The sequence below is a fragment of the Gemella haemolysans genome (assembly GCF_901873445.1).
Classification (GTDB): Bacteria; Bacillota; Bacilli; order Staphylococcales; family Gemellaceae; genus Gemella; species Gemella haemolysans_C.
The window spans coordinates 1-16,059 of the sequence record NZ_CABFLN010000069.1; the positions used below are offsets into that span (position 1 = coordinate 1).

Consider the following 16,059-nt stretch of genomic DNA (forward strand, 5'->3'; position numbering starts at 1 on the left):
TTCTAGTTATCAGTTTTTTTGTAAATTTTTTATTATAAAGTTATAAATAACTCTTGTAATTAATTATAATTAATGAGATAATAGAGTATATAATGTAAATAGAGTAAGAGGAGATATATACTTATGACAAAGATACTAGCTATTAACTCAGGAAGTTCATCTTTAAAATTTCAATTATTTGAAATGCCTGAAGAAAAAGTTATTACTAAAGGACTAGTTGAAAGGATCGGTATTGAAAATAGTGTATTCACTATCGAATTCAACGGTGAAAAAAATAAAGAAACATTAGATATTCCAAATCATGATGTAGCGATTGAAATGTTACTTGAAAAATTAACTAAACTAGGTATAGTTAAAGATGTAAAAGAAATCGAAGGTGTTGGGCACCGTGTAGTACATGGTGGAGAATTCTACGATGCTTCTGTATTAGTAAATGATGAAGAGCTAGCTAAAGTAGATTCAATTGAAGACTTAGCGCCTTTACATAACCCAGCGAATATTAAAGGTGTTCGTTCATTCCAAAAAGAATTACCAGGTGTTCCAAACGTATTAACATTTGATACTGCATTCCACCAAAGTATGCCTAAATCAACATACATGTATGCTGTACCAAGAGAATTCTATGAAAAATATGGAGTTCGTAAATATGGTGCTCACGGAACTAGTCATAGATACATTGGAGAGAAAGTTGCTGAAATTCTAGGAAAAGATCCTAAAGAATTAAAAACAATCTCATGCCACATTGGTAACGGAGCTTCAATTTGTGCTATTAAAAATGGTAAATCATTCGACACATCTATGGGATTCACTCCACTATCTGGATTAGTAATGGGTACTAGAACTGGTGATATTGATCCAGCAACAATTCCATACATTGCTCAAAAAACAGGATTATCTCTTGAAGAAATCGTACGTATTTTCAACTTTGAATCAGGACTAAAAGGTGTTTCTGCACTTTCTTCTGACTTACGTGACGTTGAAGATGCAAGAGATACAAATCCACATGCTGCTGAGGCTATTGATGTTTACATCAACAGAATTAAAGAGTATGTTGGAGCATACGCTGCAGCTATGAATGGTGTAGATGCTATCGTATTTACAGCTGGTGTTGGTGAAAATGCTACATGGGTACGTGAAGAAGTATTAGAAGGTTTAACTTTCCTAGGTGTACAAGTTGATAAAGAAAAAAACAATGTACGTGGAAAAGTTGCAGAAATTTCTACAGCAGACTCAAAAGTTAAAGCTTTCGTAATTCCAACAGATGAAGAAGTTATGATTGCTAGAGATACTTATAACTTATCTAAATAATAGTAAGATATTAACAGGGCTGGGGTTTCTCCAGCCCTTTAGTATTTTGGAAGGATATTATGGAAATAAATAACTTTAGAAAAAAATTTAACAGTGCTGTAGATGTACTAGAAAGATTCAATAAAGCAGGTTATGAAGCGTATTTTGTAGGGGGTTGTGTAAGAGATTTTTTACTTGGGTATGAGTTTTCAGATATTGATATAACTACTAATGCTTTGCCAGAGGAAGTAAAAAAAATCTTTAGAAAAAGTATTGATACAGGAATTCAACATGGGACTGTTACTATATTAGTAAATGGAGAAAGTTATGAAGTAACTACCTTTAGGACTGAAGACGACTATATAGATCATCGAACACCAGAAAAAGTTGAGTTTGTTAGTAATCTAAGAGATGATCTTGATAGACGAGATTTCACTATTAATGCTATGGCTTTAGATAGTAATGGTAAACTTTATGATTATCACAATGGAATAAAAGATTTAACTAATAAAATAATAAAAACTGTAAATAACCCTAATGAAAGATTTTTTGAAGATGCTTTAAGAATGTTAAGAGCTTTTCGTTTTTCATCAAAGTTAGGGTTTGAAATTGAGGATAATACATTAGTTGCTATAAAAAAGAATGCTGAGCTTATTAAGTTTGTTTCGATAGAACGTATTGTAAATGAATTTAAAAAATTACTAGCTGGTATTGGAAGTAAACGTAGTTTAGAATTATTACTTGATAGTAAGTTGAATACTTATATACCTTTTTTAAATGATATTATTAGTTTTGTTGAATGTTCCAAATATACATTTTGTCAAAGTTTATATATTTTAGCAAAATTGAATGATATTTCTTTTGAAAAATTAAGAGATTTAAAGCTATCAAACAAAGAAATTAGAAAAATTAAAGAATACGAGAGAATTAATCTAGAATTTCTTGATAACATACCATTAGAACTCATTTTATATAAATATGATAAGGATGATATTTATTTTATAGTTGATTATTTCGGGTACTGTGATAAAAAAGATATCGATATAATTAATTTACCAATAAGTTCATTTAATGATATAGCTATAACTTCAACTGAGATTATTAGGATAATAGATAAATCACCAGGCTCATGGATAAAGGAAGTTACTAAAAAGTTAGAAGAAGCAATTTTATTGAATAAAATAAATAATACTGAAAATAATATAGTAGATTTTCTTAAGAAAATAAGAGATAATATATAGATATAGTGAAAGTGAGGTGAGAGAATAAATGGATAAAATATTTTGTGTTGTCGATATTGAATTAACAGAAGATAAAGAAATTATACAGTTTTCTGCAACAAAACTTGATCAAGAGTTTAAAGAGTTAGAGTCTATAAATTATTATATCAAGCCTAAAAAGCAAGTTTCTTCTTTTGTTACTGAGTTAACGGGAATAAGTAATGAAATGTTAAGTGAAAAAATGTATTTCGAAGAAGTAGCACATGAATTATATGAATTTATAAAAAATGATATACTCGTGTGTCACGGGTTACCTTCTGACTATGTAATTTTGAAAAAAAGATTTCATGATGTCGGGATTAGATATCATTCGAAAATGTCTTTAGACACTGTTGAATTAGCAAGACTATTTATGCCTACTCAAGAAAGTTATAAATTATCTGACTTGTCAAATTCTCTCAACCTTTATACTGGTGATAAATTTCATAATGCCGCAGTTGATGTCAAAGTAACAGTAGCATTACTAAAAGAAATTTCTAAGAAAATAGCGAATATTAATTCAAATAACTTCAAAAAAATAGAAGTACTTTTAGAAAAAATCGATTATAATACATTAGAATTTGCTAGATATTGTAAAAGAAGATTTAATAATAAAAAAAATAGTAAAGGTAATTTTATTTGTTTTCACGATGTTGATTTTAAAAAAGTCTCTTATGTGATTAATGCAAAGAGATTCAACAATAAATTTATTCTATTTTCTTCAATAAATGAACAAAACTATATAGAAAACTTTAAAATTTCTAATTATGTTATTTTAAAAGAAAAAAGCAATTATGTTCCGTTAAATGTTTTTAAATTATTCCCTAAAAAAGAAGATTTAAATTTAGATAAACTTTTAATTAAGTTATATGTATGGATATTAGAAACAAACTCAGGTGATTTTAATGAGTTAAACTTGCTTTATCTTGAAAAAATGTATATAGAAAATATTAAAAATGGTGTTTTAATTAGTTCGAAATCTTATTATTTCGATGAGAAAAAGAAAGCAGCGGAAACTTGTGAAAATATTGTTACAAATTATAATTCTATTGAGTATTTATTAGAAAACGATAATTTTAAAAATCATACTTATATATTTGAAAATAAGAAAATCTTAGGTCGTGAACTAGATTCAAAAAATACAAAAGATTATTTCTATAAAAATGTTGTTGTTGAACTAAATGTTGCTGTATCTAGAAATCTTAAAGATAAGAGTATAAAAATTCTTAGAAATAACATTGACGGACTAGTTAAGTTTTTACATGAAATGTATATTTCAGAAAGTTTATTCTTATATAATGATAGTTTAAGTTTTATTTTACAAGATGTTGAAGCAATATTAAACGATATAAAGGCGTATAGAAATAATTTGCCAATATCTTATAAATTTATGAAAAAACTAAAAAATGTCCTTACTAATTCTAAGAATACCTATAAATTTACTGTTCTTGACCAAGAAAATAGTTTGAAATTAACTGTAGTAGATGATAAAAAAGTTAAAAATTTAATTAATGTTGTTCATTCAAGAAAGCACAAGTATTTAAATTTAAAAGCAAAATACCATTATATTTATAGCAATAGAGATGAGGAACTATTAAATTCAAAAGCTATAGGTTCAATATTATATGTATTTGAAAGTAATAAATATAAGGATTTATATTTTAATAAGAGAGAAAAAAGAAGTTATATAAAATATTATAATTTCTCAATAAAAGATAATTTTAACGAGTTATACAATGAAGTTATAAAAAATAATAAAATATCCTATAGATGTTATGCTACGAAGGATATATTAGAATATCGTTATTATTTAAAAGATATTTTTGAGAGTATAATAGTTTTTCGTGATTTAGAACATTAGATAGAGAAAAATAAAAACACATAATTAAAAAAATGATAAATCTATGTTATAATATAATTAGTTTATATATATAATATGATAATTTAAATTTCGAATAAAATATTAATTAAAATTAGGAGGGACTTCAAGTTGAATATTAATAATTTAAAAGAACAACTAGGTCAAAAAGTAACTCTTGGTGCATGGATTGCTAACAAGAGAAGTAGTGGTAAAATTGCATTTTTCCAACTAAGATATGGAGCTGCATTTATTCAAGCTATTGCTTTGAAAGAATCTTTAGGTGAGGAAAGATACCAACAATTACGTCACTTACCACAAGAAACTTCATTAAAAGTAACAGGATTAATTAAAGAAAACGATAGAGAACTTTCGGGTATTGAATTAGAAATTGAAGACTTCGAAGTTATTTCTGAAGCTATAGATTACCCAATTACTCCAAAAGATCACGGTGTTGAATTTTTAGCAGACAATCGTCACATTTGGATTCGTTCTAAAAAACAACATGCTATTTTAACAATTAGAAATCAAATTATTAAATCAACTTATGATTTCTTTGAAAAAGAAGGTTTCTTAAAAACTGATCCACCAATCTTAACTTCATCAGCTCCGGAGGGAACTACAGAATTGTTTAATACTAAATACTTTGATGAAGAAGCATATCTTTCTCAATCTGGTCAATTATACTTAGAAGCTACTGCAATGGCTTTTGGAAAAGTATTTTCATTTGGACCTACATTTAGAGCGGAAAAATCTAAAACTCGTAGACATTTAATTGAGTTCTGGATGATTGAAGCTGAAATGGCATTCTGTAATCATGATGAAAGTTTAGCATTACAAGAAGCATTTGTTAATCATTTATTAACTGATGTATTAGAAAAATGTCAAGAACAGCTTAAAGTTTTAGGTCGTGACATTGAAGCATTAGAAAATGCTAGAGGAGAATTCCCTCGTATTAAATATAAAGATGCAATTAATTTATTAAAAGAAAATGGATTTGATGATATTGAATATGGAGATGATTTTGGATCACCTCACGAAACGTTTATAGCTAATAGTTATAATAAACCAGTATTTATTACTCACTGGCCATTAGATATTAAACCATTCTATATGATTGAAGATCCAAACGAACCTGGTGTTGTATTATGTGCTGATTTAATTGCTCCTGAAGGATATGGAGAAATTATCGGTGGTTCTCAACGTATTGATGACTACGATAAATTATTAGAAAACATTAAAAAACATGATTTAAATCTTGATGCATATGGTTGGTATTTAGATTTACGTAAATATGGTTCTGTTGAACACGCTGGATTCGGATTAGGTCTGGAAAGAACTGTAGCTTGGATTACAGGTAACGGACACGTTCGTGAAACTGTGCCATTCCCTCGTTTATTAAACAGACTGACACCATAGGAGTTTAATATGATTAATATCAATATAAAAGGTCTTTTAGTTGATGCTGATTTCTTAATGAATTATACTTCTCATAACTTATCTGGAGAGGAAGCTATGTTTCTTCTTCAGATAAGTTATTTGACAAATCAAGGAGAAATTCCATTTTCAACAGAAGATTTTAAAGATAAATTGAATTTACCTGAGAATCAGATTTTCTCTAAATTAGAAAATTTAATTAATAAAGATGTAATAGCGGTTTTACCGGATAGTAAAATTAATTTTAGAGTATTTAACAATAAAGATGATTATTACACATTGCGTGAACTTTTAAAATTGGTAGAGAAAGTCACAGGGAAGATTCTAACTTCAAAAGAAATGGATATTGTATCATCGTGGTTTGATAAGAAATATGCAAAAAAAGAAATCGACGAGGCATTAACTATTTCAAGAAATTTAAACTATGTAAATGGTATTTTAAATAATAAAGTTAGTAATGATATACAAAAAGAAAGTGGTAGTAGTTTAGGTTATGACTGGTTTAACAAATAGACAAAAGAAAATAAGAGCAAGAAAAATAATGGAATATTTGGATAAAGTATTTCCTGATGTTGAATGTGAATTAGATTTTTCTAATAATTTAGAATTGATTATTGCTGTTTTGTTATCTGCACAATGTAAAGATGAGTATGTTAATAGAGCTACAGTTGGTTTATTTGAAAATTATAAAACAATTGATGATTATGCTGATGCTAAGGTAGAGGATATAGAAAAGTATATTAAAACTTTAGGGTTATATAAAGCAAAATCAAAAAATATTGTAGGAATGGCTAATATGTTAAGAGATGTTTACGATTATGAAATTCCTCAGACTAGAGAAGAGTTAGAAAAATTACCAGGTGTCGGAAGAAAAACTGCTAATGTTGTTCTATCTGTTGGATTCAATATTCCTGCAATTGCTGTAGATACGCATGTTGAGCGTGTGGCGAAGATGTTTGGCTTAGCTGAGTTAACTGATAGCCCGCTTCAGGTTGAAAAAACCCTTATGAGTATTTTCCCTATGGAAAGCTGGGGGAAAATTCATCATCAGCTTATTCATTTAGGTCGATATAAACTTCCAGCTAGAGGTGAACGTACAATTGACCCAGAATTAGAAAAATTATTAGTACTAAAATAAGAGGAGAATACAGATGTTAATTATATTTGTAATAGCATGTTTCTTAATATTACTAGATCAACTTAGTAAAAATTTCATAGTTAATCATTTTGCATTAGGAGAAAGTAAAGAAGTTATAGCAAATTTCTTTAGTATTTCATCTCATAGAAATAGAGGGGCTGCTTGGGGAATTTTACAGGACAGTCGATTATTTTTTATAATAGTTACTATTATTTTTATTGCTATTTTAACTTACTATTTATATAAACAAAGAAATTCATTATCAAATTTTGATAAAGGTATTTTTTCTTTAATTTATGGTGGAGCAATTGGTAATTTTATTGATAGATTAACTAGACATGAAGTCGTGGATTTTCTAGATTTTAGAATTTTTGGCTATGATTTTCCTATATTCAACTTGGCGGATTGCTTTATTTGTGTAGGAGTTGTATTCTTGTTATTTAAGATTTACAAAGAAGAAGAAAAATAATAATTTATTGAGAGATGATTTTTTTAATCATGCTCTCTTTTTTGTTATAATAATAATTGTAATATAAAATTAAAGGAGTTTTAAATGTATTATTGCACGTTTAAGAGTAATATAGGTCTTCTATATTTAATTTCTGATGGTTCGCATTTATGTGGATGTTATTTAGAAGACCAAAAATATTTTCCTGATAATCTTGATACCTATGAATTTAATGATGATTTAGAAATATTTAATACAGCGAAATTATGGTTAAATAGCTATTTTAGTAATCAAAAACCTAGTTTGAAAAATATACCTATTAAACTGATAGGAACAGAATTTAGGAAGCAAATTTGGTCGTTACTTAAAGATATTCCATATGGTGAAGTAGTTACTTATAAGTATCTTTCTAAGAAAGTTGCTGAATTACAGGGGATTAATGGTATGTCATCTCAAGCTGTAGGTGGAGCAGTTGGGCATAATCCATTTTTGATATTTATTCCTTGTCATAGAGTTATAGGTACTGATGGATCTTTAACAGGCTATGCTGCAGGATTAGAAAACAAGAGGTTTTTATTAAATTTTGAATCTGATAATAATTATTATTAACTAGCATGCTAAAAAACGATGAATATTAGAAGATTATGAAAAAATATGGTATAATTAGTAAGATTAAATTCTTTATTAGGAGAAATAAATGAACAATAAAAAAATAGTATTTATGGGAACTCCAAAGTTTGCTGTTCCTGTTTTAGAAATGTTAATTGAAAATTATGGAGTAGATTTAGTGATTACCCAACCAGATAAAAAAGTTGGTAGAAAAAAAGTTTTAACACCACCACCTGTAAAAGGAGTTGCATTAGAACATAATATTAAAGTATTACAACCTGAAAAAATATCTACAGACGAAGAGACGTATAATACTTTAAAAAATCTTAATCCAGATATAATTATTACAGCTGCATATGGACAGCTTGTACCAGAAAAAATCTTAGAAATTCCAGAACATAAATGTATAAACGTTCATGGGTCGTTATTACCCAAATTACGAGGGGGAGCACCTATTCAATATTCGATACTAGAAGATTATAAGAAAACGGGTATTACTATTATGTATATGGTTAAAAAACTAGATGCAGGAGATATGATTTCAAAAGTAGAAGTTGATATTTTAGATAGTGATAACTATGAAACGTTACATGATAAACTTTCAGTAGCTGGTCGCGATTTACTAAATAAAACTTTACCGAAAATTTTTAGTGGCGACATTGCACCTGAAAAACAAGATGACGAGCAAGCTACATTTGCAAGAAATATCTTAAGAGAAGATGAAAAAATTGATTGGAATACATCAGCAAGAGAAGTGTTTAATAAAGTTCGTGCATTAGACCCTGCACCAGGTGCATTTACTTACTTAGATGGTAATGTGTTAAAAATCTGGTCTAGTGAAGTTATTGAGTTAGAAGAACAATCTAGTTATAGTAAAGTAGGAACTATAATTAAGCAAGATAAGAAAAATATCTATGTTTTATGTGGAAAGGGTACAGTTCTTAAAGTACAGGAACTTCAAGTTTCTGGTAAGAAGCGTATGCCTGTAGTTAATTTCTTATCTAATAAGAAAGATTATGTAGGAACAATCTTAGGTGAAGAAAATGAGTAGCATTAATGCTAGATATATTGCTTATGAAGTACTTTATACAATCATTCAAGAAGATGGTTATAGTAATATTACGTTAAATAAGTACTTTAATCAACATAAGCTTCAAGAACAAGATAAAAGATTTATTAGTGAAGTAGTATATGGTACTATTAAGAATAAATTGTATTTAGAACATATACTTAAGTCTTATTCTAAAGGAAGAGTTAAACCAAAGGTTAAAATTATTTTATTAATGAGTATTTATCAGCTTCTTTATATGGATAAAACTCCAAATTTTGCTATTATTGATGAAGCAGTAAAATTAAGTAAAAAAATTGCTGGTAATATTACGGGAAAATTCGTAAATGGTATTCTCAGAAATATTGAACGACAAGCTAGTAATTTAGATCTTAAGTATAAAAATAGAACTGAGCAATTCTGTATAGAAAATAGTTGTCCTAACGAATTATACAATATACTTAAAGAACAATACGGAGTAGAAAAAGCTCAAAAAATTGTTCTATCTTTTAATGAGAAGAGTAAAAATAGTATTAGATATAATCCTTTAAAAATCACTAAGAAAGAGCTAATAGAAAAATTAGGTGATGCTGTTAGCGAGAGTGAAATCTGTGAAGATAGTCTTGTTTTAAATAAATTAAACCTAGATAGTAATTTATTTACAAAAGGGTATTATATTGTTCAAGATGAAGCTAGTGCATTAGTTGCAACGTCTATTGGATTGCCAGTGGATAAAGAATACAAAATACTAGATACTTGTGCTGCTCCAGGAGGTAAAAGTCTTCATATAGCGAGTAAGTATTTTAATTCTACTTTAACTTCATGTGATAAATATATACATAAGCTTAAGTTAATCGAAGATAACAAAGAAAAACTTGATATAAAAAATATTCAAGTAAAAGAACAAGATGCATCAGTAAATAATGATTCATTTATTGAAAATTTTGATATAGTTGTATGTGATGTTCCTTGTTCTGGAATTGGGGTTATTAAAAATAAACCCGAAATTAAATATAAAATAACAAATTCGCATGTAGAAGACATAGCTAGACTTCAATATAAAATTTTAGAAAATAGTAAAAATTATGTTAAACAAGGTGGAATACTTATGTATTCTACTTGTACAATAGATAAGAGAGAAAATATAAAAAATATCGAGAAGTTTTTAAAAGAAAACAAAGATTTTAGTTTAGAGAATATAACTTTAAACAATAGTATAGTTAAATCGAAAGAAAATGGTGTATTAGAAATACTACCAGATGAATATAGTTGCGATGGATTTTTTATCGCAAAACTTAAGAAAATGGAGGAAAAATGTTAATTTCAGATTTTAAAGGCTATAAAAAGTCTAGATGGTTAAAAGATTTCGATAAAATGTCAATATATTCTTTAAGGTTAGATCAACTAGAAGAATATATTGTTAGTATTGGTGAAAAGAAATTTAGAGCTAAGCAGATTTATGATTGGTTATATAAAAAGAGAGTTACAGATTTTTCAGAAATGAAAAATGTACCTAAATCGTTACAAGAAAAATTAGCAGAAGAGTTCGAAATTACAACTTTAAAAACAATAATTAAACAAGAATCAGCTGATGGTACTATGAAGTTCTTATTCGAGCTTCAAGATAAATATACAATTGAGAGTGTACTTATGAAAAATAAATATGGGAATTCTCTTTGTGTAACGACTCAAGTAGGATGTCGTATAGGTTGTACTTTCTGTGCATCTACTCTAGGTGGATTAAAGCGTAATCTTGAAGCAGGGGAGATTGTATCTCAAGTATTAAAAGTTCAACAAGAATTGGATAAGAAAGGTGAACGTATCTCTAGTATCGTAATTATGGGTATCGGTGAACCATTTGAAAACTACGATGAGATGATGGATTTCATCAGAATAGTAAATAGTGATGAAAGTTTCAATATTGGAGCTAGACACATTACTGTTTCAACTTCTGGAATAGTTCCAAAAATATATGATTTTGCGAATGAAAAAGTTCAAATTAACTTCGCGGTTTCTTTACACGCACCTACTAATGAATTAAGAAGTAAAATCATGCCAGTAAATAGAGCTTACAACATTGATAAGCTTATGGAAGCTTTAAAATATTATCAAGAAACTACTAATCGTCGTATTACTTTTGAATATGGTCTAATGGGTAAAGTAAACGACCAAAAAGAACACGCAGAGAAATTATCGGAGATTATTAAAGGTCTAAACTGTCATGTTAACTTAATTCCTATTAACTATGTTCCAGAACGTAACTACGTTAGAACAAGTAAAAGTGATATATTTGCATTTGAAAAAGTGCTTAAGAAAAATAAAGTTAATGTAACAATTAGAAGAACACAAGGTGACGATATAGATGCCGCCTGTGGACAACTTCGTGCAAAAGAACGTAAGGAAGAGGTAAAAGGAGGAATTCCAGATGCCACTAGTATATTCGTATAATAGTAATAAGGGAAGAAAAGAAAAAAATGAAGATGCAGTTAGTGTTACAAAGAATAAACAAGGAGAAGTCCTTGCCGTTGTTTGTGATGGTGTAGGGAGTCATAGTAATGCAGCATATTCAAGTAATTATATCGTGTCGACTTTAGAAAAAGAATGGCAAGATTTAACGTTTGCCAATTTTAATAATATGAAAAATTGGCTTTGTGATAAAATAGATAAGTTAAATTTAGAATTATTTAATAAATCACAAGAGAAAAATAAAAAAATGGGTACTACTATAGTAGCTGTAGCGACATTTGACAATCGAGTTCTTGTTTGCAATATCGGTGATAGTAGCGCGTACGGTTTGACAAAAGATAATGAGATGAATATTGTTACTGTTGAGGATTCATTTGTTGGAGCTTTAATTAGTGCAGGAGCTATAACTCAAGAAGAAGCAAAAACTCATCCTGAACGTCATGTACTTACTCAAGCTTTAGCTACAAGAGATAATATTAATTTACACACATTTATTGACGATTTGAACAACTATGATTATTTTTTACTTTGTTCTGATGGTTTAACGAATATGATAGAAAATGAAGAAATTCAAGATATAGTTAGAAACAATGAGTTATCAATATCTGTAGAAAAACTTATAGAATTATGTGTAAATCGTGGAGGAGTAGATAATATATCGGTAGCAATAATAAAAAATCTAGGGGGTGTAAACCATGATAAATAAAATTATATGTAATAGATATAAGATTTTAGATCATCTAGGTACTGGTGGAATGGCTACTGTATGGCTAGGGTATGATACTATTTTAGATAGACAAGTGGCTATAAAAACATTTAAAATCGATGCAAATGATGAAGATGCGGTTAAAAGATTTAATAGGGAAGCGAAAGCAGTGACAAGCCTTTCTCACCCTAATATTGTGTCTATTTATGATGTAGAGAATGAAGGAGAATTTTACTATTTGATACTTGAATATGTAGAAGGGATGACTTTAAAAGACTACATGATAAAAAATCCACGTATGCCTATTGAGACTATTGTTCATATAGCGAAACAAATTGCTGCAGGATTAAGTCATGCACATCAAAATGGTATAATTCATAGAGATATTAAACCTCAAAATATATTAATGAATGAGAATTTAACATGTAAAATAACCGATTTTGGTATAGCTAGAGCATATGGTGATACAACATTGACTCAAACGAACCAAATGTTAGGAACTGTGTATTATTTATCTCCTGAACAGGCACGAGGAAATGTTGCTACAGCACAAAGTGATATTTACTCATTAGGTATTCTTATTTTTGAAATGATAACAGGACAAATACCATTTAAAGGTGAGTCTGCAGTTGCTATAGCCTTAAAACATCTTCAAGAGGAACTTCCTGAGATTGATAAATATAGAGACCATGTGCCTCAAAGTGTGAAAAATATAGTGCTTCAAGCTACTATGAAAAACCCAAATGAAAGATACATTAGTTCTAAGGAATTATTTGAAGATCTTAGTACTGTTTTAAATCCTGAAAGATTCCATGAGAATAAGTATACTGGATTTAAAATACCTACAGAATCTGTTCGTAATAATTATAATCAAACTCAATATATAGATAGAAATCCTATTGATATACCTCATGCTTATTCTGATTATAATAATTATAATGACGAAGATGATTACTATGATTATGAAGAAGATGAACGTCAAAATAATAATAGAAATTATCAAAATACTCAACCAAAGAATAGTTATAATAAAGTAAGCAAGAAAGATGAGAAGGAAGAAACTTCTAAAGCTAAACATATTTTCTTAGCAATTATTGCGATGGTCGCTATTATTGTTGGAGCATTTTTCACCTATAACTATTTAATAGGTGCCAACAGTGTATCGGCACCCGATGTTCGAAATAAAACTTTAGAAGAGGCAAAGGTTGCAATAGTTAAGGCTGGTTTAGAAGTAGGAGATGTAACAGAAGTCGCTAGTGATGATGTAAAAGAAAAAACTGTTATTGATAGTGATCCTAAAGCAGGTAAAAAAGTTAGAAAAGGATCGAAAGTTGATCTACGCGTTTCATCTGGTAAGAAAACTGTTGATATGCCTAATTTTGTTGGTATGGATGAAGATAATGTAAAAAGAAATGCATCAAAACTAGGATTTAAAAACATAACTGTAGAAAAAGTTGAGAGCGATAGATATGATACTGGTAAAGTAGTATCGCAAAACATTCCAGCAGGCACAGAAATAGTTCCAAAAGAAAAAGAGCTTATTATACAAGTTTCTAATGGTAAGAAAAAAATATCTATGCCTAATTTAGTTGGTGAAGAAAGTAGTAGAGCTGAAAGTTTAATTGCTTCTTATGGATTCAAAAATGTTTCTTATAAAGAAGAATACTCAGACAAAGAAGCTGGTACAGTAATTTCTCAAAGTATAAGAAGTGGATCTAGTATAATTCCTAGTGAGGAATCACTTGAAATTATAATTTCTAAAGGAAAAGAGAAGAAAACTTCAAGAGACGATTCTGATACTGATGCTAGAACAAATAATGATAATAACTCTAATAATACATCTTCAAGAAATACAACATCTTCAACATCTACTAATAGGAATGAAAGAAGAAATAATAGCTAGCTAATGACAATAAAAGCACAGAAGAAATATTAATTTCACTGTGCTTTTTTAAAAAGTTAACATACAATTAAATGGTGATAATAATGAATTTAACATTACAGAAAAAATTAGAGTTACTGCCAGATAATCCAGGTTGTTATCTATATAAAGATAATATTGGTGAGATTATTTATGTAGGTAAAGCTAAAAATATAAAGAATAGAGTAAAAAGTTACTTTACTGGTACTCACAATAAAAAAACACAAACTTTAGTTTCGAAAATTGAAGATCTTGAATACATTATAGTAAACTCAGAGAAGGAAGCATTATTACTTGAGAATAATTTAATAAAAAAATATAGACCGTACTTTAATATTCGATTAAAAGATGATAAGAGTTACCCTTATTTGATGGTTACTAAGGAAGAACATCCACGTTTATTAATGACTAGGAAGTACAAAAAAAATAATAAAAATATTTATTTTGGACCATATGTTGATATTAAATCAGCAATGGAAGTGAAGAAAATTCTTGATAAAATTTATCCGCTTAGAAAGTGTAATCCTGTTGAGAAACGTCCTTGTATGTATTATCAAATAGGTGAATGTATAGGGCCATGTGCTAAAAAGATTATACCTGATGAATATAAAACTCAAATTAATAAAATAAAATCATTTCTAACCGGTAATACTAAAGAAATTTTAGAAGACTTAAATAATAAAATGCAAGACCATATTCAAAATCTTGAATTTGAAGCTGCCAGACAAATTCATAGTTATATAAAATCAATTGAAGTATCGGTACAAAATCAAGTTGTTGCTGATAGCAATAATATCGATAGAGATTATATCGGATTTAATTTTAATGATGATTATATTTGTATTCAAATATTTTTATCAAGATTAGGTAATATAATTGAACGTAAGGTTGAATACTTTAATTTATATGATAATCCAGAACAAATTTTGTATTCTTATTTGATGCAGTATTATTCGATGAATAAATTACCTAAAGAAATATATATCGATGAAGTTGATGGTAATTTACTTTCTAATGTTGTTGATTGCAAAGTGATTATACCAAAACGAGGAAATCATAGAAAAATATTAGATACAGTAAAAGAAAATGCGACGCACTATTTAAATAATAATTTAGCTATTGAAGAATTAAAAGAGCGTAAATTACAAGTAACTTTAAACAATATAGCTGAAAAGTTAGGTGTTAAAACGATAGATAGTATTGATGCGTTTGATAATTCGAATATTATGGGTGTTGATGCTGTGTCGGTAAAAGTCAATTTTACAAATGGTAAGAAAAACACATACAATTATAGAAAATTTAAAATTGATGAATCCATTGGTATTAATGATGTTCAAACAATGAAAGAAGTTTTATATAGAAACTATAATGATAAGAAAACTAATACAGAACTATTAATAGTCGATGGTGGAAAAAACCATCTTAATGCTGCAATAGAGGTTGTTCATGAGACTCTTGGACTAACGCAAATTAAAATTATTGGATTAGCAAAAAACGATAAACATATAACAGAATATATTATTACTGATGATTATGAAATTATTGAATTTCCTAAAACTTCAGCTGAGTATCTGTTTTTAAAACAAATACAAGATGAAGTCCATAGGTTTGCTATTACTTATCATAGAGCAATTAAAACTAAAAATATGTATAATTCTAGTTTAGACAATATTCAAGGTATTGGAAAAGTGAGAAAGAATCTCTTACTTAAAACATTTTCTTCAATCGAAGAAATTAAAGAAGCATCTGAAGAAAGACTATTAAAATTAGGTATTCCAAAAGATGTAATAAACAATTTGAAAAATAATTTATAAATTGTTAAGTTATCCTTATTTTATATAAATAAATATACGGATAACTTAATTTTTTTGAATTATTCTAT

At 28.1% G+C, this 16,059-nt stretch carries 14 protein-coding genes; all 14 read left to right on the forward strand.

The annotated features are described in order from the left end of the window. Positions 1-123 precede the first annotated feature (123 nt). The 14 genes from JX287_RS07785 to uvrC all read left to right on the forward strand — a co-directional run bounded on the left by JX287_RS07785 (position 124) and on the right by uvrC (position 15,991). Positions 124-1,308 (forward strand): acetate/propionate family kinase, encoded by a 1,185-nt coding sequence (locus JX287_RS07785; protein ID WP_204644321.1) that lies wholly within the window; start codon positions 124-126, stop codon positions 1,306-1,308. 59 nt (positions 1,309-1,367) lie between these two features. Continuing rightward, positions 1,368-2,528, forward strand: a complete 1,161-nt coding sequence (locus tag JX287_RS07790) for a CCA tRNA nucleotidyltransferase (RefSeq protein ID WP_204644322.1) — start codon at positions 1,368-1,370, stop codon at positions 2,526-2,528. A gap of 28 nt (positions 2,529-2,556) precedes the next feature. Then, positions 2,557-4,407: an exonuclease domain-containing protein gene (locus JX287_RS07795; RefSeq protein WP_204644323.1), complete on the forward strand. Its 1,851-nt coding sequence runs from the start codon at positions 2,557-2,559 to the stop codon at positions 4,405-4,407. Positions 4,408-4,536: 129 nt separating this feature from the next. Next, positions 4,537-5,823 (forward strand): asparagine--tRNA ligase, encoded by a 1,287-nt coding sequence (asnS, locus tag JX287_RS07800; RefSeq protein ID WP_204644324.1) that lies wholly within the window; start codon positions 4,537-4,539, stop codon positions 5,821-5,823. 9 nt (positions 5,824-5,832) lie between these two features. Continuing rightward, positions 5,833-6,354, forward strand: coding sequence for a DnaD domain protein (locus JX287_RS07805; RefSeq protein WP_204644325.1), 522 nt, complete (start codon positions 5,833-5,835; stop codon positions 6,352-6,354). Further along, the gene (gene nth, locus JX287_RS07810) at positions 6,335-6,979 is read left to right on the forward strand and encodes an endonuclease III (protein WP_204644326.1); all 645 of its coding nucleotides are present in this window, start codon (positions 6,335-6,337) and stop codon (positions 6,977-6,979) included. The genes JX287_RS07805 and nth overlap by 20 nt, the downstream gene beginning before the upstream one ends. Before the next feature lie 13 nt (positions 6,980-6,992). Continuing rightward, positions 6,993-7,448, forward strand: a complete 456-nt coding sequence (gene lspA / locus JX287_RS07815; protein ID WP_204644327.1) for a signal peptidase II — start codon at positions 6,993-6,995, stop codon at positions 7,446-7,448. Positions 7,449-7,532: 84 nt separating this feature from the next. After that, positions 7,533-8,036, forward strand: coding sequence for a methylated-DNA--[protein]-cysteine S-methyltransferase (locus JX287_RS07820; RefSeq protein WP_204644328.1), 504 nt, complete (start codon positions 7,533-7,535; stop codon positions 8,034-8,036). Between the two features lie 88 nt (positions 8,037-8,124). Next, a complete protein-coding gene (gene fmt / locus JX287_RS07825; RefSeq protein ID WP_204644329.1) occupies positions 8,125-9,087 on the forward strand; it encodes a methionyl-tRNA formyltransferase in 963 nt (320 codons plus the stop codon). Further along, on the forward strand, positions 9,080-10,405 hold the full coding sequence (gene rsmB, locus JX287_RS07830) for a 16S rRNA (cytosine(967)-C(5))-methyltransferase RsmB (RefSeq protein WP_204644330.1): 1,326 nt from the start codon (positions 9,080-9,082) through the stop codon (positions 10,403-10,405). The genes fmt and rsmB overlap by 8 nt, the downstream gene beginning before the upstream one ends. Beyond that, entirely contained in the window at positions 10,399-11,532 is a 1,134-nt protein-coding gene (gene rlmN / locus JX287_RS07835) for a 23S rRNA (adenine(2503)-C(2))-methyltransferase RlmN (RefSeq protein WP_204644331.1), read from the forward strand. Before rsmB ends, rlmN begins: the two co-directional genes overlap by 7 nt. Further along, positions 11,510-12,256: a protein phosphatase 2C domain-containing protein gene (locus JX287_RS07840; protein ID WP_204644332.1), complete on the forward strand. Its 747-nt coding sequence runs from the start codon at positions 11,510-11,512 to the stop codon at positions 12,254-12,256. The genes rlmN and JX287_RS07840 overlap by 23 nt, the downstream gene beginning before the upstream one ends. Continuing rightward, positions 12,246-14,159, forward strand: coding sequence for a Stk1 family PASTA domain-containing Ser/Thr kinase (gene pknB, locus JX287_RS07845; protein ID WP_204644333.1), 1,914 nt, complete (start codon positions 12,246-12,248; stop codon positions 14,157-14,159). The genes JX287_RS07840 and pknB overlap by 11 nt, the downstream gene beginning before the upstream one ends. An 83-nt stretch (positions 14,160-14,242) precedes the next feature. Continuing rightward, on the forward strand, positions 14,243-15,991 hold the full coding sequence (gene uvrC / locus JX287_RS07850) for an excinuclease ABC subunit UvrC (RefSeq protein ID WP_204644334.1): 1,749 nt from the start codon (positions 14,243-14,245) through the stop codon (positions 15,989-15,991). Positions 15,992-16,059 lie beyond the last annotated feature (68 nt).